Raw genomic sequence first — 23,946 nt, forward strand, 5'->3', positions numbered from 1 at the left:
AGCCGTCATTTCACCAGCTGAAAAGGGTTCTCCGTGGCCCGGTCGTAATCGACGAGGTGGCCGTAGTCGAGGCGATAGACCCGGTCCGCCACATCGAAATAACGATCATCGTGAGTGATCGCGATGACAGTTTTGCCGGCGGCCTTCAGCTCGGGCAGCAACTCGCTGTAGAACACATGGCGGAAGACCGGATCCTGGTCCGCCGCCCACTCATCCAGCAGGAACACTTCCCGGCCTTCCATCATCAGCAATAGCAACGCGAGGCGTTTGCGCTGGCCCTGGGACAAGGCAGTGGTGGACAGGCGCCCGGCGGCGAATTCGACCTTGTGGGCCAGCCCCAGGCGCTCCAGATAATGGTCCACCCGGGCTTCGAGCCCTGCATGGTCTCCTGCCTCGCCCAGCACATCGGCGAACAGATAGAAGTCGGCGAAGATCGCGGCGAAATGCTCCCGGTGCCACTCACTGGTAGTGGCATCCAGTACCACGCCATTGAGTGACACCTCCCCGGAAGCGGGCACGTAGAGGCCGGTCAGCAGCTTGGCCAGGGTCGACTTGCCGCTGCCATTGCCACCGACGATGAAAATCAGCTCGCCAGGGCGAATCGTCAGGTCGATCGGACCCAGTTCAAATGCAAACTCCTCGTTCTTGCCGGCATAACGGTAATGCACGTCCGCCAGGCGCAGTTCGCGAAACGGCTGCGCCGCTTGCGTCGGCGTCTTGAATTCCACCGTCTCGCCCAGCGCCAGCGAGTCAATGGCCTGCAACGCGACATGACCGCGGATCACTGCGGGAATGGCGTCGAGGATCATCGAGATGGGGGTGCGCAGGAACATGATCGCCAACACGTAGCCGACCACCACCTGCTGGTCCAGCAACCCCAGCCCCTGGCCTAGGAAAAACAGTGTGCCGATCAACATGAACACCAGCAGTGTCGTCCAATTGAGGTTCACCGCCCAGAGGGTGTCGGCGCGCACCGAGGCGTCCAGCGAGGCGCGCGCGATGGGTTCCAGCTTGTGTTGATAAAGCAGATGCCGGCGCTCGCGGCTCAGGCCCAACTCGCAGCGCCCCTGGATCGTGGCTTCGAACTGCTCGGTCAATTGGTCGTCCTGTTGCCGCACAGCCTGCATCAAGGTCTTGACCTTGCGCCCCAGCAACACATCGAGACCAACGCCAGCGGCGATCACCGCCAGCGTCAGGCAAAAGAACGGCAAGCTCAACCAGCCCATGTAAGCCAGCCCCGCCAACAGCAGCAGACCGTTGTACAAGGAGATCGGCAGTTGCTTGAACGCCGTGGCGACGGTGGTCACATCCTTGGTCAGCGCGTTGTAGATACGTGGGCTGCCCAGCCGTTCGACGCGTTCGAGCGCGGTGCCCAGCACCTTGCCCACCAACCGCAGGCGCAGCTGGTAGACCAGGCGATGACCGATCTGCACCAGCAGCCATTGCGAGATGACCCCGCTGATGAACAACAGCACCAACAGGCCACCGAACAGCAGCAAGCCCCGACCGAGGTCATCCAGGCCTTGTTCCAGGCAACGGTTGATGTAGCCGATCAGGCCGATACTGGTGGCCGCGCTCAAGGCACTGCACAGCACCGCAAGGAAGATGCGCCATCGCGCATCATGCAGCAGTTCTTTCAATAACATCATGGGACCGGCACCACCTTGGCAGAGTTTTGCAACAGTAAAGGCAGCAGGTTTTCGACCAGTCGCGGCTCGCCGAGCATTTCATGATGCCCCACGTCCAATGTCCACTGGCTGACCTGTTGCAAGGCATGGCGTTGCCACGGCGCGCGCAAATCGCCGTGGGCATTGCCGCGCCAGAGCCAGACCGGCACATCGACGGTCGGCAAGGCCTGCTCGTACAAGCGGGTCTTGATCGCGCGATATTGCGCCATCAACGCCAACAATTCCGCGTCGGCCGATTCCCATTGCAGATGCGCGCGCACCTGTTCGTCGTCCAGTAGCCGGGCGACACCCTCGGCATAGTCAAGGCCGGCCAACAGGCCCGTCAACCGTTCCCGTAGCGACTCGCCGAGCGGCTGGGCGTGGCTGCGGCAATAAAAAGCGAAATCGGCAATCAACTGGCCGGCTTCATCACCCTCGCCGGCCAGGCTGCGCTGCGCATCGTGATCGAGCACCACCAACCCGGCGACACTGAAACCACTTGCTTGCAGATGCGGCACCAGCAACATGGCCAGGCGCGCGGCCAGGCTCCAGCCCAACAGTACCAGCGGACGCTCTTTGAGCTGCGCCGGGATACTCGCCACGTATCGGCGCAGCAGTGCATCCATGTCGCCTTCGGCCCAGCCGCTTTCAAGCGCGGCGAGGCCAAACACCGCGACGTCGTCGCGCAGGTTGTCCACCAGCGGCTGGTAAGCCTGCAGGTGCCCTTGCGCCCCATGCACCAGCAACAGCGCCGGGGCATGCGGATCGGCAGTGTTCAGGACCTTCCACGGACCACTACCGATCTCGCCCAGGCCTTGGACGAGGTCACGCACGGTATGGCGCTCGAACAGCAGGTTGGTCGGCAGGTCGAGGCCCAACCGTTCACGAATCAGCGACACCACCTTGATCGCGGCCAGCGAATGCCCACCGACATTAAAGAAGTTGTCGGTGACGCCAAGGTCCTCGACTCCCAATACTTCGCACCAGATGGCGAGGATCGCCGCCTCCAGCTCGCCGACCGGTGCCACGCGGGTATTGTGCAAACGCTGCCGGGCGCGTTCGAGCAGGTTCTTGCGATCGAGCTTGCCATTGCTGTTCAACGGCATGGCCTTCAGCGCCAGTACAGCGCTGGGCAGCATGTAGTCCGGCAACTGGCGGGCCAGGCTGGCGCGCAACTGATCCGTTCCTTGCGAATACGCCTCCTCCGTGACCACGAAGGCCAGCAATCGGGCGTGGTCACCTTCGCCGTCCAGCAGCACAGCAGCCTGCGAGATACCTGGCTGGGCCAGCATTGCCTGCTCGACCTCGGCCAACTCGAGGCGAAACCCACGGATTTTCACCTGCTGATCGTTGCGCCCCAGGATGCGCACGGCCCCATCGGCCTGGCGCATGGCCAGGTCGCCCGTACGGTACAGACGATGACCAGTGGCAGGCTCGACAGCAAAGGCGTTGCCGCCGACATTGCCGACATAGCCTCGACCAACGCTGGCGCCGCTGATGCACAACTCGCCGGCCTGGCCTGAGGGTACCGGTCGCTGCCGCTCGTCGAGCAGGTGGATACGGTTGGCACCCAACACCTGGTCCAATGCGCAGCCACTCACCCCCTGTTCCAGATCGATCGCCCGCCACAACACCCCTACCGTGGTCTCGGTCGGACCATAGTGATTGTAAACACGGCAGGTCGGTGCGGCCTGCGCCAGGCGGGTCAACAGCGCCTCGCCGATCGGCTCTCCGCCCAGCACCAGGACCTGGCGTGGAAGGACGTCGGCGGCCTGCTCGCCCATCAGCGCTTCAAGGTGCGAAGGTACGATCTTGAGCACGTCCAGTGGGTAGCGCCGAAGCTCATCGGCAAACGCCCGCGCATCGGTCACGGTCGTCTGCGCCAGGACATGCACGCAGCCGCCCCGCAGCCACGCCGGGAACAGCACGGTGTTGCCCAGGTCTGCGAGCAACGAGGACACCAGCCCGTAATGCCCGCCCTCGGGCAATTGCAACGCGTGGACCACCTGGGTGGCGTAGTGACGCAGTTGCCCTTGTTCGATCTGCACACCCTTGGGCTTGCCGCTGGTGCCCGAGGTATAGAGCACGTAGGCCAGGTCCTGCGCTGTGCCGGAGACTGGCGAGGCGAATGCCGGTGCATTGCTCGCCTGCGTCCAGCACAGGGTCCGCACCGATGTCTCGGGCAACAGCCCTTCCAGATGCAGCAACAACGCCGGTTGGGCGTCGTCGAGTATGCCGGCCAGACGCAGCGGTGGTTGCTGTGGGTCCAACGGCAGATACGCGGCCCCCACCTTGAAGCAGGCCAGCATCGCAATCAGCATCTGCGCGCCACGCGGCAGATACAGCCCAACGACCTGCTCGCGGCCCACGCCAGCCTCGTTCAGGCTGCCGGCAACACGATCACTCAGGGCATCCAGGTCAGCGTAGGAAAATACCTGCTCGGCATACCGCAGCGCCGGACGCGACGGTTGTGCCTGGGCATGGCGGCGCAAGGTCGCGATGATATCGAGGTCCGGTCCAAGGGCAGCAGTCTGCGCCGAGGCCAGCCGTTCTTCAGGCAGGCGCGCGTCAACGTCAGCGATGAGCCCGTCGGGCGATTGCACCAGTTGGCCAAGCCAATGGGCAAAACGCTTGAGCAGCGCCTGCATCTGCCCCTCGCGATACAGGCCGAGGTCGTAGACCAACGCCAGCTCGCCGTGGCCCTGGGCATCGAGCGTCAATTGCAGTTGCAGTTCGACCGGCGTGTCGAAAGATAGCCACTGCGACATGTCCAGTTGCGGCACGGGCGAGACCCGCAGGCCGGCCTGGAAGCTGGCCCGCCACTCGGGCAACAACTGTGCCTGGCCGACATATTCCTGCCAGTCCACGGCGCTCTCAAGTTGCCGGGCCAGTTGCCGGGCCAGGTTGGTCAGAGTGCTGTGTTCGGACACTTGCAGGACCATCGGTAAAGTCTGCTCGAACAGCCCATACGCGCCGGACAATTCCTCGTAGTTGTCGCGAGGATCGTGTTGCAACCCCAACTGTCCCTGCTGCTGCCCGTTGAGCCTGCCGAGCAATGAACCCCAGGCGGCCAGCACCCACTGCTCGACGGCCACGCCTTCACGATCGGCCAGTGCCGTGAGCATCGTCGGCAAGCGCTGCTCAACTTCCTGGCGGACGACTGCGTGACGTCCGCTGGCGATGCCATAGCGCTCGACCAGGCGCATGCCGGGAATGTCCTGCAAGGCCAGGTTGCGCCAGAACTGCGCGCCCTGCTCGGCGTCTTCATCCAGTTGCAGGCCGTTGATCCACTCGACATAGTCGGCGTACTGCATGGGCTCGTCGTCAAGCGCTGCGGCACGCCCGAGCAAGTGTTCCTGCAAGCCGATCAGGCTGCGCTGGTCCAGTGAGTAGACCGGGACTGCCAACAGCAACAGATCGTCGAGCTGCCAGGCGAGAATGTCGGGTTGTTCGGCGTCGCAACGACGCCGGGCCGCCTCCAGCCACGACTGTCCATCGTGACCGTCGGCTGCCCGCCCCTGGCGCCAGTCCAGCCGCAGTGCATCAGGTTCGATAACCCGCTGGCGCAGGCCGGTGGCGCCCAGTGGGCGCTCGTAACGCAGGCGCAACGCCTGATGCTGCGCCAGGGCGTCGCGCAAGCGTTGCTCGACGATGCCCTCGGGCACGCCCGCCAAGCGCATGCGGACCCAGCGCCAGGCTTGCGGATTGGCCTGGGCCAGTTGTTTCTGTTGCGGTGAAAGCGTCAGTCCAAGATCCATCATGGGGTCAACTCTGCGGAATGCTCTTCGGTCTGCGCAGGGGCAGCCATTACCTGGTGACGACCATAGATCTCGCCCATGGCCACGACAATCTTGCGCTCGCCCTCGAACGGATCCCGGGCATGCGCCGCCAGCATGTTATCGAGCATGACCACATCGCCCTGTTGCCAATCGAAACGCACGGCGCAGCGGTCATAGGCGGCATTGATGGCATCGATGGCGGCCGGCTCGAGGTCCGAGCCGTCACCGTAGAACACCTGCCTGGGCATGGCGGCTTCGCCATCGCGCAGGAACTGCTCGCGGATATCGGCATCGAGAAACGCCGGGTGGTACAGCTGGATCTGGTTGAAGAAGCTCTCTTCGCCCGTCAATGGATGCAGGATCACCGCCGGGCAAACCTGGCGGGTGTGCAGGTCATTGGCGCCGCGCCATTGGAATTCGATGTTGCTCTCACGGCAGATTCGCTCGACCTCGGCCCGATCCTCGGTCTGGAAGAAATGCTGCCAGCTGACATCCAGGCTGGCGCTGAAATTGCGCACGTACATCAGCTGTTTGCGCCGCAGGTTTGCCTGCAACCAGGCCGGCAGTTCGCCGTAGACCTGGCGGCTGTCGACGATCGGCGTCGCGCCACCGGAGGTCGCTGGCGTCTCGCAGTAGAACCACTGGCGGCGCGGCCAACGGTGCTGATGCGCACTCTCGTTATGGAACAGGATCATCCGGTCCTTGGGGTATGGCGTGGACTTGTAGATGTTCTTGCCGCCTTCTTTCTTCGGCAGGTCGCCGTACTGTCCATACAGCTGCGGGCACAGCGCCTGGCAGAACGCCTCGAAATCCGCCGGTGTCGGCAGGTCGAACCCACGGAACAGGATACCGCCATGCTCGCGCAGCCAGTTTTCGACCTTGTCGCGGTTGGCTTCGGCCCAGATAGCCGGGGCCAGTTCACGGTCACGCAGCGAGACCAGCAGGGGAAATTTCGCCTCCTCTCGCAGCGGCCGGGCTTCGATGGGCTCACGGGTCGCCGCCGATCCGCTCTGGCGCATCTTGCCCAATTTGCTCATTTTGCGTTGCAGCGGGTTGTCCGTAGACATTGCAGCGGCTCCCTTTACAGTCGGAATCAAGGTATCGATGGGATTGTCCGGCGCGCCGAGGGCCAGCTCCAGCAGTGACTCGAAGGCATGGCGCAAGCGCTCGACGGTGGCCTGGCGGAACAGGCTGGTGCGGTACACCCAGCGCAGGCTGATGGCATCAGAGTCTTCGCTGGCGAACAGAGCCATGTCGAACTTCGAATGGTGTTGCTCGCCGGCCAGCGGCTCGACCCGAAGATCGCCCAGCTGACGCTGCTGGCGTGGTGTGTTGTCGAGCACGAACAAGGTCTGCAACAGCGGGTGGACATTGGCCACGCGCGGCAGCTCGAGGCACTCCACGACCTGTTCGAACGGCGTGTCTTGCCAGGCGAACGCTTGCAGGCAAACCTCACGCACCTGGAGCGCCAGCTCACGGAAACTCAACTCCGGTTGCAGGCGGACACGCAAGGCCAGCAGGTTGACGAAGAAGCCGATCAGCGATTCGGTGGCCGGATGGTCGCGGTTCGCCACGTCCGTACCGATGACCAGATCGCGACCCTGCGTCTCGCGTTGCAGAACCGCGGCATAACAAGTCAGCAGCACCATGAACGGCGACGTACCACTGTCCTGGGCGAACCTCTTAAGCCGACCGACCATGGCGGGCGACAACTGGAAATCCACTGCGGCCCCGGCGCCACTGTCACGCTCCGGACGCGGGAAATCGAACGGCAGCGGCACTTGCGCCGGAATGCCGGCCAGGGTCCGTCGCCAGAAGTCCAGGCCTTCACGCTGACGCAACCGGACCGCGGCCGAACCTTGCCATACGGCGTAGTCGACGTACTGGATCGGCAACGCTTCCTGGCTCGGTAGCACGCCGGTGCTATAGGCCTCGTAGCCCTCGATCAGCTCATCGACCAGAATAGCGCCGGACCAGCCATCGGAGGCAATGTGGTGCATGATCATTTGCAGCACATGATCCTGTTCGCCGAGGCGATACAGGACCACCCGCAGCGGAGCCTGGCGAACCAGGTCGAAGGGACGCAGTGCCCTGTCCCGGGCTTCAACCGGCCACTGCGCTTGCGTCGACGCGACGGTTTCTAGGGCCACTGTCGATTGCGAGTGGATGCGCTGGCGCGGTTCGCCGTCCCGCTGGTGATAAGTGGTGCGCAGGATGGCGTGGCGGCTTACCAGCCGCTGCAATGAACGGTCCAGAGCCTGAATGTCGAATTGCCCGCGCAAACGGACATTACTGCTCATGTTGAAACTGCTGTCGGCAAGGTCCATCTGCTGCATCAACCAGACCCGCTGTTGCGCCGAGGACAATGGTTGCTCGACCTCATGATCAACCGGCGAGATCGTCAGCGAAGCCAGGTCCTGCTGCCCCGCAAGCCCTTCGATTCGCTCAGCCAGTTGCGCCAGCACCGGCGTTTCGAACAGCCAGCGCAATGGCACGTCAAACCCCTGCTCGCGCAAGCGCCCACGCACTTGAGCGGCCATCAGCGAATGCCCGCCCATTTGGAAGAAATGGCCATCAACCGGCACGTGTTGCAGGTGCAACACCGAGGTCCAGATCTGGATCAGCAAGGCCTCGCTCGCCGACAAGGCGCGCTCAGTAGCAGGTGCACTGTCGACCACCGCGAGCAGGCGCGGCAGCTGCTTGCGATCGACCTTGCCGTTGGTGTTGAGCGGCAGCCGCTCCAGCGCTTGCAGGTGCGTCGGCAACATGTAGATCGGCAAACGTGTCTGCAGATAGTCGCGCACAGCCGCCTCGTCAGGTGCGTTTTCAGCCTCCGCCACCCAGAACGCCGTCAGGTGCTCGCCTTGCACGGCCACGACCGCCTGCAGCAGTTGGGGATGGCTGAGCAGAACCGCCTCGATTTCTCCCAGTTCGATGCGGTACCCGCGCAACTTTATCTGGTCATCGGTACGCCCGAGGTAGTACAGCTGGCCGTCGGGCTGCCAGCGCGCCAGATCGCCAGTGCGATACAAACGCCCGCCGTTACCCCCGAACGGGTCGGCAATGAAGCGCTCGGCGGTCAGCCCCGGCTGCCCGGCATAACCGCGGGCCAGGCCGTCGCCGGCGATATAGAGTTCGCCCACGCAGCCAGGCGGCACCTCGCACAGGTGTTCGTCGAGAACATGACAGCGCGTGTTCAGCAGCGGTCGGCCAATCGGCGCGACGGGCAGTTGCAGCGCATCGATCGGCGTCTGGGTCGACCACACCGTGGTCTCGGTCGGGCCATAGACGTTGATCAGTTGCGCCACGCACTGCTTCAGCTCGTGGGCCAATTCGGCCGACACTGCCTCGCCACCGGCCAGGGCCACGCGCCCCTTGAGCACCTGGCGATCGCCTTGCAGCAACATCGCCCAGGTCGCCGGTGTGGCCTGGATCAGGTCGACATTTTTTTCCTCGATCAAGCGCGCAAGCAGCAGCGGATCCTGGCGCTCGTCATCGTCGGCGAGGACGACCGCACCGCCACGCACCAGCGGCAGGCACAGCTCCAGGCCACAGATGTCAAAGGTGACCGTGGTCAAGGCCAGATAGCGCTGCACATTTGCCAAGGGCAGCGCCTGTTCCATGGCCAGCAGGAAGTTGGCGAAGTTGCCGCGACTGATCTGCACGCCCTTCGGTTGGCCGGTCGAGCCCGAGGTATAGAGGGTGTAGGCCAGTTGCCCAAGATTGGCCGCCACTTCCGGCGCCTGGGCCGCGAACTGCCCCAGCGGCAGGTCCGCCCATGGGCACACGCGCAACAGCGCCGGCAGATCGACGCTCGGCGAATCGCAGAACAGCAGATGCGGCTGCGCCCGATTGAGGATTTGCGCCTGGCGAGCCGGTGGATGGCCGGGATCGAGCGGCAGGTAAGCCGCGCCGGCCTTCTGAATGCCCAGCATGCACACCAGCAACCGCTCATCCCGAGGCAGGCAGAAGGCAACCATCGATTCGGCGCCCACGCCTTGGGCCAGTAGCCAATGAGCGAGGCGGTTGGCCTGGGCATCCAGCGTCCCGTAGCTTATCTGCCGGTCAGCGCAGTACACCGCGATGCGCTCGGGATGCGCAGCGGCTTGCGCTTCGAAACGCGTCACGAAATCCGCTTCGCCGGACAATCGCATCGGCTCACCGGCAGTCGCCAGGGTCGCAACGGAGCGCAGCGGGATTTCCAGCAAGCGTGTCTGAAGGTCAACACCCGCCAGGCTGGCGAGCAATCCCTGATAGTCCTCCACCAGCCGCCGGGTGGTGCCCGGTTGCAGCAGCGCGGTCGCGTATTCGACGATCAACCCGGTACTGGCCTCGGCACCACGCCCTTGGGTGAACAGGTTGAAGGTCAGGTCGAACTTGGCGCTCACCACCCCGCCCGGCAATGCCAGCGCCTGTGCGCTGACGCCGGGCAGGTTCAGGCTGCGGGACTGCTGGTGGTCGACCTGGTAGTTGAACATCGTCTGGAACACCGGCGTGCGATCCAGGCTGCGCTCGACATTCAGCACGTCGAGCAATTGCTCGAACGGCAGCGCCTGATGGGCCAGGTCCTCGCTCAGTCTGCCGTTCAAGGCCTGGACGAACGTTTGCAGGCTCTGGCGAGCATCGATCTGCACCCGGTGCGCCAGCGTGTTGACGAACAGGCCGACCAGCGCCTGGCTCTCTGCCAACTCGCGTCCGGCCACTGGAACGCCCACGGCGAAGTCACTGCGTCCGCCATGACGCCAGAGCAGCAATTGATACGCAGCGAAATACACCACGAACGGTGTGACGCCTAGTGCCCTTGCCCGCGCCTCCACAGCGGCACTCAGCGTACCGGGCAAAGCGAACTCGTCCCGCGCTCCGACGTATGCCTGCACTGCCGGCCGAGTGGGTTGTCCGGGCAGTTCCAAAGGCTCGTTGCCCAAGCCTTCCAGGCGTTGCCGCCAATAAGCCAACAGCGTCTTGCCGTGGTCCCCTTCCAACTGCTGCCGCTGCGCATTGATCAACGGCAGCAGAGCGCTTGTCGAAGACAGCGTCCGGTCCTGATAGAGCGACGTCAGATCCTCGACCAGCAGGCCCATGGACCAACCGTCCACGGCAATGTGATGCACATTGAACAGCAAGCGGTAGTCAGCGGGTGCGACACAAAACACATCGACCGCCAGCAAGGGCCCCTGCGTCAGATCGAAGACCCGCTTGGCCGCACTGGCGATGGCCGCATCCTGCTCCGCCCCGGTCAGGCCACCGATGTCATGGACATTGAAGATCACCGCGGGCGTATCGTCCAGGCGCTGCCAGACTTGCCCTTGCTCTTCGAAGAAGCGGCAGCGCAACGCATCATGACGGGCGACCAGCGCGTGACAGGCACGTTGCAGACGCGGCACATCCAGATCGCCGCGCAAGGCCAGCAACTGGGTGACGTTGTAGGCGGTTTCAGCCGGATCGAGCTGCTGCATGAACCACACCCGTTGCTGGGCGTGGGACAGCGGCTGTGGTTGCTTCGCCACGTCACTCGGCTCGACCGCCGCGACGACAGGCGCCACGACCGGCGTCAGCGCCTTGGCCAACTGCCGAGGGGTTGGGTTCTCCAACAATTGCCGAGGCATCAGGCGCAGCTCGGCCTGACGCAAGCGCGCGATCAGTTGCAGGCTGAGGATCGAATCGCCGCCCATGGCAAAAAAATCCGCATCCGCGCCCAGCGCGGGTTGGCCGAGCAGCTCGCGAAAGGCCGTCAGCACCGTGCGCAAGGCGGGCTCGGCGCGGCAATCGATGCACAGCGCCATGGCCGCCAATGTCGGATGCTGCAAGACATCGCGAGGTTGCAGCCTCAGCCCTTCCCGTGAAGCCAGGCCGATCAATTGCAGGCTGAGAATCGAGTCGCCGCCGAGGGCGAAAAAATCATCCCCGCGCCCGACTTGCGCGCAACCGAGAATCTGGCACCACAGTAGCGCCAGGCGCTGTTCGGTCGCGCCGCTCGGTGGCTCGACGGTGTCAGCGCTCGGCTCATCCGGTGCGGGCTCGGGCAATGCACGCCGGTCGAGCTTGCCATTGGCGGTCAGCGGCAGTGTCTCCAGGGCCAGCCAATACGCCGGCACCATGTGTTCCGGCAGTTGGCGCTTGGCCTCGGCTTGCAGCATCGCCAAGGCTTCGGTGGTCATCGAAGAGCCGATCCCGGGGGTGAAATATGCCACCAGTTGCGTGCGTCCTTTTACGTCGCAGGCAAGCACCGCCCCCTCGCGCACCTGGAGTTGGGCGTTGAGCCAGGCACTGACCTCGCCCGGTTCGACACGAAAACCACGGATCTTGACCTGATCGTCCTGGCGCCCGAGGAATACCAGCCGCCCGTTGCGATCCAGGCGCACCCGGTCACCGCTGCGATAGAATCGCTGCCCCTGGGCCGTGCAACCGAACGCGCGCGCCGTCAAGCCGGGTTGCCCGAGGTAGCCCTGGGCAACCTGGGGCCCGCCAATCAACAGCTCACCGGCAACCCCGAGCGGTACGGTTCTGTCATTGCTATCGACGATGCGCAATTCGCAGCCGGACAAAGGCTGGCCCAAAGGCAAGTATTGACCCGCTTCGAATGCGTCGGACCCGGTGATTTCCCCGCAGATCACCCCAACCGTGGTTTCCGACGGGCCGTAGTGATTGAAGATACGCAGTTGCGGCGCCAGTTCATGCACCTTGGCGAACAGGGCCTGATCGAACCCCTCGCCGCCGAGGATCAGTATGTCCTTGGGCAACACCCGACGGCCATCGTCCAATGCCAGCAAGCCGCGCAGATGCGAAGGCGCGATCTTCAGGCAATCGACGGGATTCTGATCAAGAAAGTCAGCCCAGCCGGGTGGATCGAAAGCCAACGACACCGGCGGCAAGACCAGCGGGTCGCCAGCGGCGAGCGCGGCGAATACCGAGGTCAGCCCCAAGTCCGCGGCGACGGTCGCCAGGGTCGCCCAACGGCTACCGGGTAAGGCGTGCAAGCGCTGGCCGACTGCGCTCGCGTAATGCGCCAGGTTGGCATGGCTGACCAGCACGCCTTTGGGTTGGCCGGTCGAGCCCGAGGTATAGATCAGGTAGGCAGGCAACTGCGGCTGGCTGAGGCTTTCGCCCTGCCCGGCATTGGCATCGGCCAACCAGTCGGCGTCGCTCATCACCAGATGCGCGAGGCCCACGCCGGCTTCAGGTGCGTGCGCCAGCGTCACCCACAGGCTCGCCCCGCTGTCTTGCAGTAACTGCGCGAGGCGCTGCGGCGGTTGCGCCGGGTCGAGGAACAGGCAGGTCGCGCCACGCTGCCAACAAGCCAGGGTCGCCAACAGCTGTTCAGCGCAGCGCGGCATGCACAAAGCAACCACCTGCCCGGGCCCGATGCCCTGTCCGGCCAGCCGCGCGGCCATCGACCGACTGGCGGCGCCGAGCGTGGCGTAATCAAGGGTCCGCCCAACGCTGCAGAGTGCCGCAGCGGTCGGCGTCTGATTGGCCCAGTGCAACACTTGCCGGTCCAACGGCAACGGCGCCGTATCCAGGGCGGGGCCATGCAACTCGCTGGGCGGCGAAACCAGTTGCAGATCCGCCAGGCGTCGCTGCGGATGCACCGAGCCCTCGTGCAGAATCGCCAGCAAGTCGTCGAGCATCTGCTCGACCGTCGCCGCATCAAACAATTCGTCGCTGTACTCCAGCTCGCAGCGCAGTCGCGCGTCAGCGCTACGTACCATGCGCAGCGTCAAGTCGAAACGCGCATGCCGTTGCGGCGGGTCGAGCACCTCGACCGCCACACCGGGCAAGGCCAGGGTGCGGCTTTCGGGTAGATCAACCTGAACGAACATGACCTGGAACAGCGGGCTCGAACGCGGACGCTCAAGGCTTTCGAGGATATTTTCAAAGGGCAACTGCTGATGGTCGAATGCGGCCGCGACCGTATCGCGGGTCCGCAGCAAGGCGCTGCCGAAGTCCGGGTTGTCCTGCAGACGCTGGCGGATCACCAGGGTATTGAGCAACGGGCCGATCAGCGGCACCAGCTCCGGACGGTCACGTTGGGCCGCCGACGTGCCCAGGCACAGATCGGTCTCGCCGCTGTAGCGCGACAGCAGGCAGGTAAAGGCCGTCAGGCCGTAGATATACAGCGTCACCCCCTGGTTGCGAATGGCCGCCTCCACCGTTGCGGTCAGTTGCGGCGAGAGCTCCCGTGCCAGGATCGCGCCACTGTGGCGACGTTGGGTGGCCGCAGGGCGCGGCCGGTCCAGTGGCAACGCCAGCGGCGCCGGCGCGTCCGCCAGTTGGTCGCGCCAGAAGTCGATGTGCTGCCGGCAAGTGTCGCTGTCCAGCCACTCGCGTTCCCACGCGGCGTAATCGGCGTATTGAATGCTCAACTCGGGTTGTGCGGCAGGCTGGTTCGAAGCGAGCGCCCGATAGGCCTCGGCCAGTTCAAGTGTGAGTTGCTGGGCCGACCAGGCGTCATAGGCGACGTGATGGATGGTGAAAAACAGCCAGGTGGATTGCTCCTGGGCGTCACTGAACGCTTGCCAGCGCCAAGGCATCGACTGAGCCAGGTCAAACGGTTCGGCAAGTTGGCGGGCGTACTCATCGGCGCACCATTGCGCCTGGTCAGACGCCGCCAACGTCAACCGCTCGACGGCTGGCAAGCGGACCTGTTGCGGCGCGCAATGAGGCTGCATTTGCCCGTTGGCATCCGTGGTGTAGCGAGTGCGCAGGATCTGGTGGCGATCGACGACTTGCTGCATCGCCTGCTGCAGACGCTCGCCGTCCAGACGCCCGTCGAATCGCAGCACCGAGCACAGATTGTAGAGGGCCCGGCTGCTCAGGGCTTCAGCCGACAGGAAGCGCCGCTGCGCCTGCGCCAGCGGCCTGTGCTCGCCTTCGCCGAGCACGGCGGGGACGATCGGCAGGCGCCAGCTGTCGATGCCCTTCTCGGCCAGGCGCTGGCGAAAGACTTTTTTCTTGTCCGCGGGCAAGGATGCCAGCCGCTGCGCAATCTCCAGGAAAGCTTGTTGCGTCATCGTACTCATCCTTACTCTTCCATCTCTGATAACAGGCGCTGCATTTCGTCCAGGGCTTCGTCGGTCGAAGGCCCCTGGGGCTTTTCGATCTGCTCGACGAGCGCCGCGATCGTCGGGTTCTGGAACAGGCTGCGCAGCTCAAGCTTGACGCCGAAGCGGCTTTCGACCTGGGTCATCAAACGCATCGCCAACAACGAATGCCCGCCCAGCTCGAAGAAGCTGGTGAACACCCCGACTTGCGGCAACTCGAGCAGGTTCTGCCAGATGTCCGCCAGTTGCTGTTCCAGTTCATTGCGCGGTGCCACGCCCTGGAACGCCACGGGCTGCGGTGCCGGCAATGCCTTGCGGTCGATCTTGCCGTTGGCGTTGAGGGCAAAGCGCGGTTGTTCGATGAAGCCGGCCGGAATCATGTAGCCCGGCAGCACACCTTCGAGATACCGACGCAGCGCCGCCTGATCAACCGGGTTCGGCGTTTGCAGCCAGGCGAACAGGCTCTGGCTGCGCGAATCGATCATCACCACGGCTTCTTCGACGCCTGGGTAACGGCGCAGCAGCGATTCGATTTCGCCCGGTTCGATGCGGAACCCGCGTACCTTGACCTGGAAATCACCGCGACCGACATAGGCCAGTCGCCCGTCGTCGCGTCGGCGCACCAGGTCGCCGGTGCGGTACATGCGGCTGCCGGGTTCGCCGGCATACGGGTCGGGCAAGTACGCCGCCGCCGTGATGGCGGGCGCGTGTTGATAACCACGGGTGACCCCGGAGCCGGCGATATACAGTTCGCCAGTGGCGCCCAGCGGAACCGGGCGGAGCATGTCGTCGAGCACGTAGCAACGTGTGTTGAGCAAGGGCGCGCCGATGTCGGCGACGCCGGACGGCACGTCTTGCAACGCCTGGGTGGTCGACCAGACGGTGGTTTCCGTCGGGCCATAAGCGTTGATCAACGCCACGCCTCGGCCACGCAATTCGTTCACCAGTTCACCGGGCACCGCCTCGCCACCGATCAGCCCACGCAACGGCGGCCAGTCAGCCTGGCCGGTCTCCAGTAGGATCTGCCAACCGGCCGGTGTCGCCTGGAACACCGTGGCCCGACGCAGCAGCGCGAACAGCTGGTGCCCATCGACCACCTGCTCGCGCCGCGCCAGCAGGATCGCGGCGCCGTTGACCAGCGGCAGGAACAGCTCCGGCTTGCACATATCGAAGGCGTACGTGGTGCTGGCGAGCCAGACATCCTCGGCACCAAGCGGCAGCAAGCGATCGAGACCGGCCAACAGATTGCTCAGGTTGCCACGGGTCACCTGCACGCCTTTCGGTGTGCCGGTGGAGCCCGAGGTGTAGATCACATACGCGCGCTGCCGCGGGTCCACCGCCAGCGTCAGGTTGGCGTCGCTGCTGGCATCCAGCGGCAACTGATCGAGCAGGACGTGATCGACGCCGGCCAAGGCCTCGGCGCAGAGAGTTTCGCCGAGCACCAGGGCTGGACGCGCGTGATCGATGATGAAGCGCAGGCGTTCACTCGGGTGTTGCGGATCCAGCGGCAGGTACGCCGCGCCCGCCTTGTGAATCGCCAACAGGGTTGGCAGCAACCACGGGCCGCGACTCAGGCAAACGGCAACCAGATCATCAGTGCCGACATTGCGCGCACGCAGCCAATGGGCCAGTCGATTGCTGATGGCGTTGAGTTGCGCGTAGTTCAGTTGTCGGTCCTGGCAATCGACGGCAAGGGCTTCAGGCGTCAGGGCAGCTTGCCGTTCGAAGCGGGCAATCACGTCCATTGCGGCGGTCAAGGATTGCGCGGGCCGGTTCCACGGCCGCTCGGCGAGCGCATGGTCGGCATTCGCCAGGTCGATGTCCCAGAGGCGCGCCTCGGGTTGCTCGAGCATGCCTTCGAGCAGGTAACGGAACTCATCGGCGTAACGCTGCGCGGTATGTGCCAGGAACAGGTCGGTGTTGTATTCCAGCACGCACTGCCAATCCTCGCCCTGCTGTTCGATATGCAGGCCGATGTCCACCAGGGCGCTGTCGCTTTCGACGTTCAGGCGCTGTGACGGCAGCCCGGCGAAGCGCTGTTCGAGCGCTGCGTTGGCATCCCGCTGGATCAGGTTGAACAACGCCTGGAACAGCGGCGTGTGGCTGAGATCGCGGCGCACCTGCAACGCTTCCACCAAGCGCTCGAACGGCACGTCGGCATGCTGTTGCGCCGCCAGGTGAGTGGCTTGCAATTGTTGCCAGAACTGCTCGACCGATTGTTGCGGGTCGATGTGGCTACGCAGGACCTGGGTGGTGGCGAAGTAACCGATCAGGTTATCCGTGTGGGCCTGATGGCGATGGGCGACCGGCAGGCCGACCCAGATTTCGCGCTGTCCCGAGTGCCTGGCCAACAAGGTTTTCCAGGCCGCCAGCAACGGCGCGAAAGCGGTCAGGCCGTGGCGTTGTGCCGTTTCGCGCAGGCGCCGGACCAGCGCGGTCGGCAGGTTGAAGCGCAGCCGCTGGCCGTTGTAGCCCTGCTCGGCGGGCCGCGGCATGTCGGTCGGCAGATTCAGCACGGGCGGCTCGCCCGCCAGGGCGTCACGCCAATACCCGAGCTGCGCTTCGATTCGCGCGTACCCGGCCGGGCTCTGCCAACTGGCCGCGATATCGGAGAATTGCAGCGGCAGCGGTGGCAGGCAAGCGTCGCGCCCTTCCAGCAAAGCCTGGTAGATCAGTTGCAGTTCGTTGAAGAGAATCTCCAGCGAGCGTGCATCAGCGATGATGTGATGGAGGGTCACTTGCAGCACGCTGCGGTCGTGGCCTTGGTACACACGCACGCGCCACAGCGGCGGCGCGGTGAGGTCGAACGGACGCTGCGCCTCATGGCTCAGTTTTTGGGTGAAAGCGCTCGATTGCTCATCATTTTCCAGTGGCTCGAAGCTCAGCGGCATGACGTCGAGAGCCTCGACACGCTGCCGCGCACCCTCGGCTGTTTCGCTGAACAGCGTTTGCAGGCTGTGTTGACGAGCAACCAGTTGCGCCAGCGCCTGCTCCAGCACGGCCGGTTGCAAGTTGCCAGCCAGGCGCAGGGCCAGGGACAAGTGATAGGCCTGGGTATCGCCCTGCAGGCGATCAAGGAACCACAAGCGTTGCTGGGTGAAATGCAACGGTGCCAAGGGCTCTTCGAAAGCACGCAGGATGCCGTCGGCCTCGGTGCTTGCCTGGGCCAGCGTAGCGGCCAGGTCACGCAGCAGCGGTTGCTCGAACACGCTGCGCAATGGCAGGCGCCGGCCATGCTGTTCGGCGATCCGCGCGACCAGTCGCGCCGCCAGCAGCGAGTGTCCGCCCAAGGCAAAAAAGTTGTCGTCGGCGCCAACCTCGGTGCATCCCAACAGCTCCTTCCAGAGCTCGGCCAAGGTCAGTTCCCACTCACCCGACAGCGCACCCTGCTGGCTGTCACGTTGCTGCGGTGCCGGCAGGGCCTTGCGGTCGACCTTGCCGCTCGGGCTCAACGGCAGCGTGTCGAGACGCACAAACTGACTGGGCAGCATGTAGTCCGGCAACTGAGCGCCAAGGGTGTCACGCAGCAGCGCCTCATCCAGTGCATCGCCTGCGTAATAGCCCACCAGGCGCGCCGACTCACCACTGCCCAACAACACAACAGCGGCCTCGCGAACCCCATGGATGCGGGACAACAGCGCTTCGATCTCACCCAATTCGATACGGAAACCCCGCAGCTTGACCTGGAAATCCAGGCGTCCCAGGTAAACGAGGCTGCCATTGCTGTTACGCCTGACCCGGTCGCCGGTACGGTACATGCGCGCGCCGGCCACGAAAGGATCCGGCAGGAACGCCGCGGCGGTCAGGCGCGCAGCGGCGAAATAACCCCGGCCCAGGTTGGCCCCAGCCAGGTACAGCTCACCGGGAACACCGGCGGCCACCGGTTGCAAGTCAGCATCGAGAATGTACGCGGCGGTATTGGCCACCGGCTGCCCGATCGGCACCTCGGCGCCGGCTTCGTTGCCGCTGCGCACTTCAAAGGTGCTGTAGACGGTCGCTTCCGTCGGCCCGTAGCCATTGATGACCTCGGCTCCCCTGCCCTCGATGGCTTCGGCCAATGCGCACGGCAAGGCCTCGCCACCGGAGATGGCGCGCACGCCTTGCCAACTGCGCGAGGTATGCGCCACCAGCATCCGCCAGGTGGCCGGCGTGGCCTGCATGACGGTGGGTTGCCCGGACAGCAACAACTGGTCGATGGCCTGCGGGTCCCGCGCCTGTTCGCGATCGGCCAGCAGAATACTGGCGCCTCGGGCCAGGGGCAGGAGCAACTCGACGATGGCAATGTCGAACGTCGCAGTGGTCAGCGCCAGGACCCGGTCCCGGGCCGTCATCGGCAGGACCTGCTCGACGGCCAGCATCAGGTTCATCAGGTTGCCACGGCTGATCGCCACGCCTTTGGGCTGGCCGGTGGAACCCGAGGTATACAGCACGTAGGCGAGCTGACCGGCGACCCAAGTCACTGCATTGAAGGTGTCGGTTGAAGCGCTGGCTTCAATGTCGAGCAACGGCAGGCCGCTGTTCCACTGCGCCAACACACCGAGACTCGCCGCCGTGCCCAGGCACAACGTGGGCCGGGCCGCTTGGAGAATGTAGCGGCCACGCTCCGGTGGCGTGTCCTCGGCCAAGGGCACATACGCAGCGCCGGCCTTGAGCACGGCCAACATGGCCATCGGCAGGCGCGCGTCGCGGGGCAAGCTCAGCGCAACGCGGTCTTCGACACCGACGCCCTGGGCCTGCAACTTCGCCGCCAACCGCTCGGCGGCCTGATCCAGTTCGGCGTAGGTCAGCTGTTCATTGCCTGCCACGACGGCAATCGCCGCGGGCTGGCGGGCAACCTGAAGCGCAAAGGCCTGGAGGATGTCCTGATGACCGTTCACCGTGCGACCATCAATCCGTGCAAGATCCCGCTCGGCCGGCTGCCATGCCAGCTCACCCAACGGCTGATCGGACTGCTCGATCAACGCGTCGAGCAACGCCAGGTACTGTGCGGCCATCGCTTGCACAGTCTGTTCGCGGAACAGGTCGCTGCTGTACTGCAAGCTCAGGGTGATGCCGTGCTCGCTGTCGCGCACATCCAGGTGCAGGTCGCACAGCGCGCTGTCCGGACGATTGTCCAGCGGTTCGGCAATGACGTCGGTGAGGTCGAAACGCTCCAGGGCATTGCCTGGGAAATAGTTGAACATGACCTGGAACAGCGGGTTGTAGCTCACCTGCCGAACCACGCCGAGTTGTTCGATCAGGTAATCGAACGGTAGATCCTGATGGGACTGGACCGACACGGACAGCGCCTGCAATTCGCTCATCAGTTGCAGCAGGCTGCGCTCGCCGGAAAGTTTCCTGCGGTACACCAGCGTGTTGACGAAGCAACCGACCAGAGGCTGCAACACCGCATGGTGCCGGTTGGCCGCTGGAACACCGACCAGAATGTCGTCTTCGCCGCTGCGACTGCGCAACAGCAACTGGAAAGCGGTCAGCATCGGGATGAAGTTGCTCCAGCCGTGGCGGGCGCTGAACGCCTTCAGGCGGGCCGCCAGGTCCTCGGGCAAGCGTCGCTCGACGCGCCCTCCGGCCTGGCTGGCCTGGGCAGGTCGGGCAAAATCGGCCGCCAGGTCGAGCACTGGCAGTTCACCGGACAGTTGCTCGCGCCAGTAGGCCAGCTCTTGCGCGCACGCCTTGCTGCCCATCCACTGGTGCTGCCAGACGGCGTAGTCAGCGTATTGCATCGCCGGGGCGAGCCGTTGAGTCGCCTGGCCCTGGCGGCGGTTGCGATACTGCTCGCACAAAGCGTCGATGATCAGTTGCAGGGACCAGCCATCGGCAACGATGTGATGGCAGTTCAGCGACAGGACCAACACCTGCGGCGCCAGGCGATACAGACGGGCGCGCAGCAACGGTGCCGCTTCCAGCGCAAACGGGGTCATTGCATCCTGACGCAGCCGATCGTGCAGCGCTTCCTCGCTTGCCACATCGATCAGCGGCAAATCAACTTCGGTCTGCGCCAGGATCACCTGGCTCGGCCCTTCGGCCCCGCTGACAAAGCCGCTGCGCAGCACCTCGTGCTGGTCGACTACCGCTTGCAACGCCGCACGCAGATCAGCGACATGCAGCTCGCCGGTCAGGCGTACCGCTCCCGCCAGGTTGTACGCCGGGCTCTGCGGGTCGAGTTGCTGCAAGAACCAGAGACGTTGCTGGGCAAACGACAGCGGCAGCTTTTCCGGTCGTGGCAGCAGGGTTGGCGACGGTTTTGCCGTACCGGCCTGGCTTTCCAGCCAATCGGCCATGGCGGTGATGGTCGGACGCTCGAAGACCACGCGCAACGGCAAGTCCTTGCCTGTGAGTTTGCCGATCAGGCCAATCAGTTGAGTGGCCAGCAGCGAATGGCCGCCGAGTTCGAAGAAGTTGTCCTCGACGCCCACCTGTTCGAGCCCGAGCACGCTTTGCCAGGCTTCCACCAACTGGCCTTGCAACGCACTGCTGGGTGCCACATAGCGGGCCTGGCTTTGCGCGGCGAAATCCGGAGCGGGCAAGGATTTGCGATCGATCTTGCCGTTGCCGTTGAGCGGGAAACGCTCCAGCAACACGAATGCACTCGGGATCATGTAGGCCGGCAGATTGCCCAGAACATGCTCGCGCAACGCCTCGATGCTGCACGCGACCTCAGCCACGACATAGGCCACCAGCACCTTGGAGCGCTGCTGGTCGTCGCGGGCCACCACCACCGCTTCCCGTACCCCTGGGTAACGGGTCAGGCAGGCTTCGATCTCGTCCAGTTCGATACGGTGGCCGCGGATTTTCACTTGGTGGTCAGTGCGTCCGACGTATTCAAGATCGCCATTGGGCAGGAAGCGCGCCAGGTCGCCGGTGCGATACAGACGCGAACCGTCGTTGGCAATCGGATCCGGCAGGAACACCGCCGCCGTGCGCGCCGGGTCGGCCATGTAGCCGCGCCCGACGCCGACACCGGCGACGAAAATCTCGCCCACTGCGCCAACCGGTATCGGTTGCAGATCAGCATTGAGCAGATACAGGCGATTGTTCAGCGTGGCGCGCCCGATCGGCACGTTGATGCTTTGTTCCGGCAAACGCTCCAGCAGCGGGTGGAAGGCGACGTCATCGGAGCATTCGGCCGGACCGTAGGCGTTCATCAGCGGGATCGCCGGATAGCGCTCGAACCAGCGTCGCGCCAAGGCTGGCGGCAAGGCCTCACCCGTGGCAAGAACCCAGCGCAGGGGCGACGTCTCCAGGCCGGCGTCGAGCAGGCTTTGCATCAATGACGGCACCGCTTCGAGGATGCTGACGCCATGCCGGCCGATGGCCGTTGCCAGCGCCTCGGGGTCCTGTACCACACAGTCACCAAGAATCACCGTGCGTGCGCCGAGCACCAGGCCTGCGAGGGTTTGCCAGACCGAGATATCGAAGCACTGCGGTGCGGTCTGGGCGATCACGTCATTCGCATCGAGCCCCAGCCCCGGCAGTTTGCCCAGAATATTGTTGAGCATGCCCGCCTGGGCCACCATGGCGCCCTTCGGCGTGCCGGTGGAGCCGGAGGTGAAGATGCAATAGGCCAACGAGTCGCCGTGCACCGCGATGTTCAGGTTTTCATCGCTGTAGCCGCTCAGCACCGAGGGGTCATAACGCACGGCCTTGGGCCGCTGTTCGAGCAGATCCAGTGCCTGCATGGCCAACTCGCCCTGCCCCGCGCTGTGCACCAGCAACGGCGTGCGGCTCTGGCGCAGCACCTGGGCCAGGCGTTGGGCCGGGTTGCGTGGATCGAGCGGCAGCCAACCGGCACCGGCCTTGAGCGTGGCGACAATCATCACCACCAGGTCCAGCCCGCGCTCATCGAACACCGCGATCAGATCGTCGCTGCTCACACCTTGCGCACGCAGGTGCCGGGCCAGCCGGTTGGCGGCGCGGTTCAACTGATCGAAGGTCAGGCTGTGCTCGCCATGCACGACGGCAATGCGCTGCGGATTCTGGCGGACCTGCTGCTGGAAGCGCTCGATGAACAACGGTTGCAACAGTTGTTCATCGGCCGCCAGGCCTCCACCGGCCCAGACCTGGTGCTGATGGCGGATTTCACTTTCATCGAGCATCGCCAGTTGATGCAAAGGCGTTGCGGCGTTCGCGCCCAGGGCCTGGCCCATGTTCAACAGCAGGGCACGGAAATGCCGCAGCATCTGCTCGACTTCTTCACGCAGGAACCAGTCAGTCTGGTAGGTCAGTTGCAGGTGCAGGCGTTCGCCCGGCACGATGACCACGGTGATCGGGTAATTGGTGTGGGTGCGGTTGGCCATGTCGCTGATCAGGTAGTCCAGCTGCCCCTGGCGCAGGTCGGCGGCAATGGGCGCGTTCTCGAACACGAACAGACTCTGGAACAGGTCCTGGCGCTGCACGTCGCTCCAGCGCTGGATGTCGGCCAGGGAAACACTCTCGTGTTCACGCAGGCTCAGGTTCTCGGTCTGCAAGGCTTTCAGCCACGGGCCCAGCGCGTCATCCGGGCGCCAGCTCCAGCGCAGCGGCAAGCTGTTGATGAACAGGCCGACGATGCTTTCCATACCTTGCAGGTGGACCGGACGACCGGCGACGGTGATACCGAACACCAGATCGCGATCGCCGCTGTAGCGCGCCAGCAACAGGGCCCAGGCACCCTGTACCAGCGTGTTGAGGGTCAGGCCGTGCTGCGCCGCGACGTTTTGCAGCGCCAAGGTCTGCTCAGGCTGCAGAAACTCGACACAGTCCTCGACCGGTTCACTGGCGCCCTGGATGCGGCCGACATGGCCGAAGCCGAACTCGTTTGGCGTGTCGAAACCCGCCAGGCGTTGTTGCCAGAAGGCCTGGTGATCCTCCGGCTTCTGGGTTTCCAGCCAACGAATGAAATCGCGATAGGGACGGGGCGCCGGCAGGTTCAATCGACGGCCCTCCTGAGCGGCACGGTAGCCGTTGAGGAAGTCCATCATGATGATCGAGAAGCACCAGGCATCCATCAGGATGTGGTGGTAGCTGCGCACGAACTGATACGTGTCGGGCGCCAACTTGTACAGCCTGACCCGCATGAGCGGTGCCTTGGTGAAGTCCAGCCCTTCAGCGCGTTCCGCGCTGAGCAACTGCTCCAGACGCGCGTGCTGTTCGGCTTCGCTCAGGTGCGACCAATCCTCATAAGTGATCGGCAGTTCGACCTGCTTGTGCACCACTTGCATCGGGCGCTTCTGCTGCTTCCAGACGAAGGAGGTGCGCAGCAGTTCATGGCGTTCCACCACTTGCGCCCAAGCCTGGCGGAACGCCGCCAGGTCGAGGTTCGGCATGACCATGACGTGCCGGTATTGCAGCAGATACATGCCCTTGCCCGGGTGCATCAGGCTGTGGAACAGCAATCCTTGCTGCATGGGAGCCAGCGGGTAAATAGCTTCGATGTTGCGCGAAAGAGCTTTGACCTTGTCGTTCATGCTGACGGTATCC

The 23,946-nt window shown here is 64.4% G+C and carries 4 protein-coding genes; all 4 read right to left on the minus strand.

Features of this window, described 5'->3' with window-relative positions; all coding sequences use genetic code 11:
- Positions 1–5 precede the first annotated feature (5 nt).
- From J3P94_RS15635 to J3P94_RS15650, 4 genes are read right to left on the minus strand one after another with little or no spacing between them, the layout of a single operon-like run.
- Positions 6–1,649, minus strand: coding sequence for a cyclic peptide export ABC transporter (locus J3P94_RS15635; RefSeq protein ID WP_434568693.1), 1,644 nt, complete (start codon positions 1,647–1,649; stop codon positions 6–8).
- Positions 1,646–5,428: a non-ribosomal peptide synthetase gene (locus J3P94_RS15640; RefSeq protein ID WP_434568694.1), complete on the minus strand. Its 3,783-nt coding sequence runs from the start codon at positions 5,426–5,428 to the stop codon at positions 1,646–1,648. The genes J3P94_RS15635 and J3P94_RS15640 overlap by 4 nt, the downstream gene beginning before the upstream one ends.
- Positions 5,425–14,457, minus strand: coding sequence for an amino acid adenylation domain-containing protein (locus J3P94_RS15645; RefSeq protein WP_434568695.1), 9,033 nt, complete (start codon positions 14,455–14,457; stop codon positions 5,425–5,427). Before J3P94_RS15645 ends, J3P94_RS15640 begins: the two co-directional genes overlap by 4 nt.
- An 11-nt stretch (positions 14,458–14,468) precedes the next feature.
- Positions 14,469–23,933 (minus strand): amino acid adenylation domain-containing protein, encoded by a 9,465-nt coding sequence (locus tag J3P94_RS15650; RefSeq protein WP_434568696.1) that lies wholly within the window; start codon positions 23,931–23,933, stop codon positions 14,469–14,471.
- Between the last annotated feature and the right edge of the window lie 13 nt (positions 23,934–23,946).

The sequence above is a fragment of the Pseudomonas sp. Z3-8 genome (assembly GCF_051131975.1).
GTDB lineage: Bacteria > Pseudomonadota > Gammaproteobacteria > Pseudomonadales > Pseudomonadaceae > Aquipseudomonas.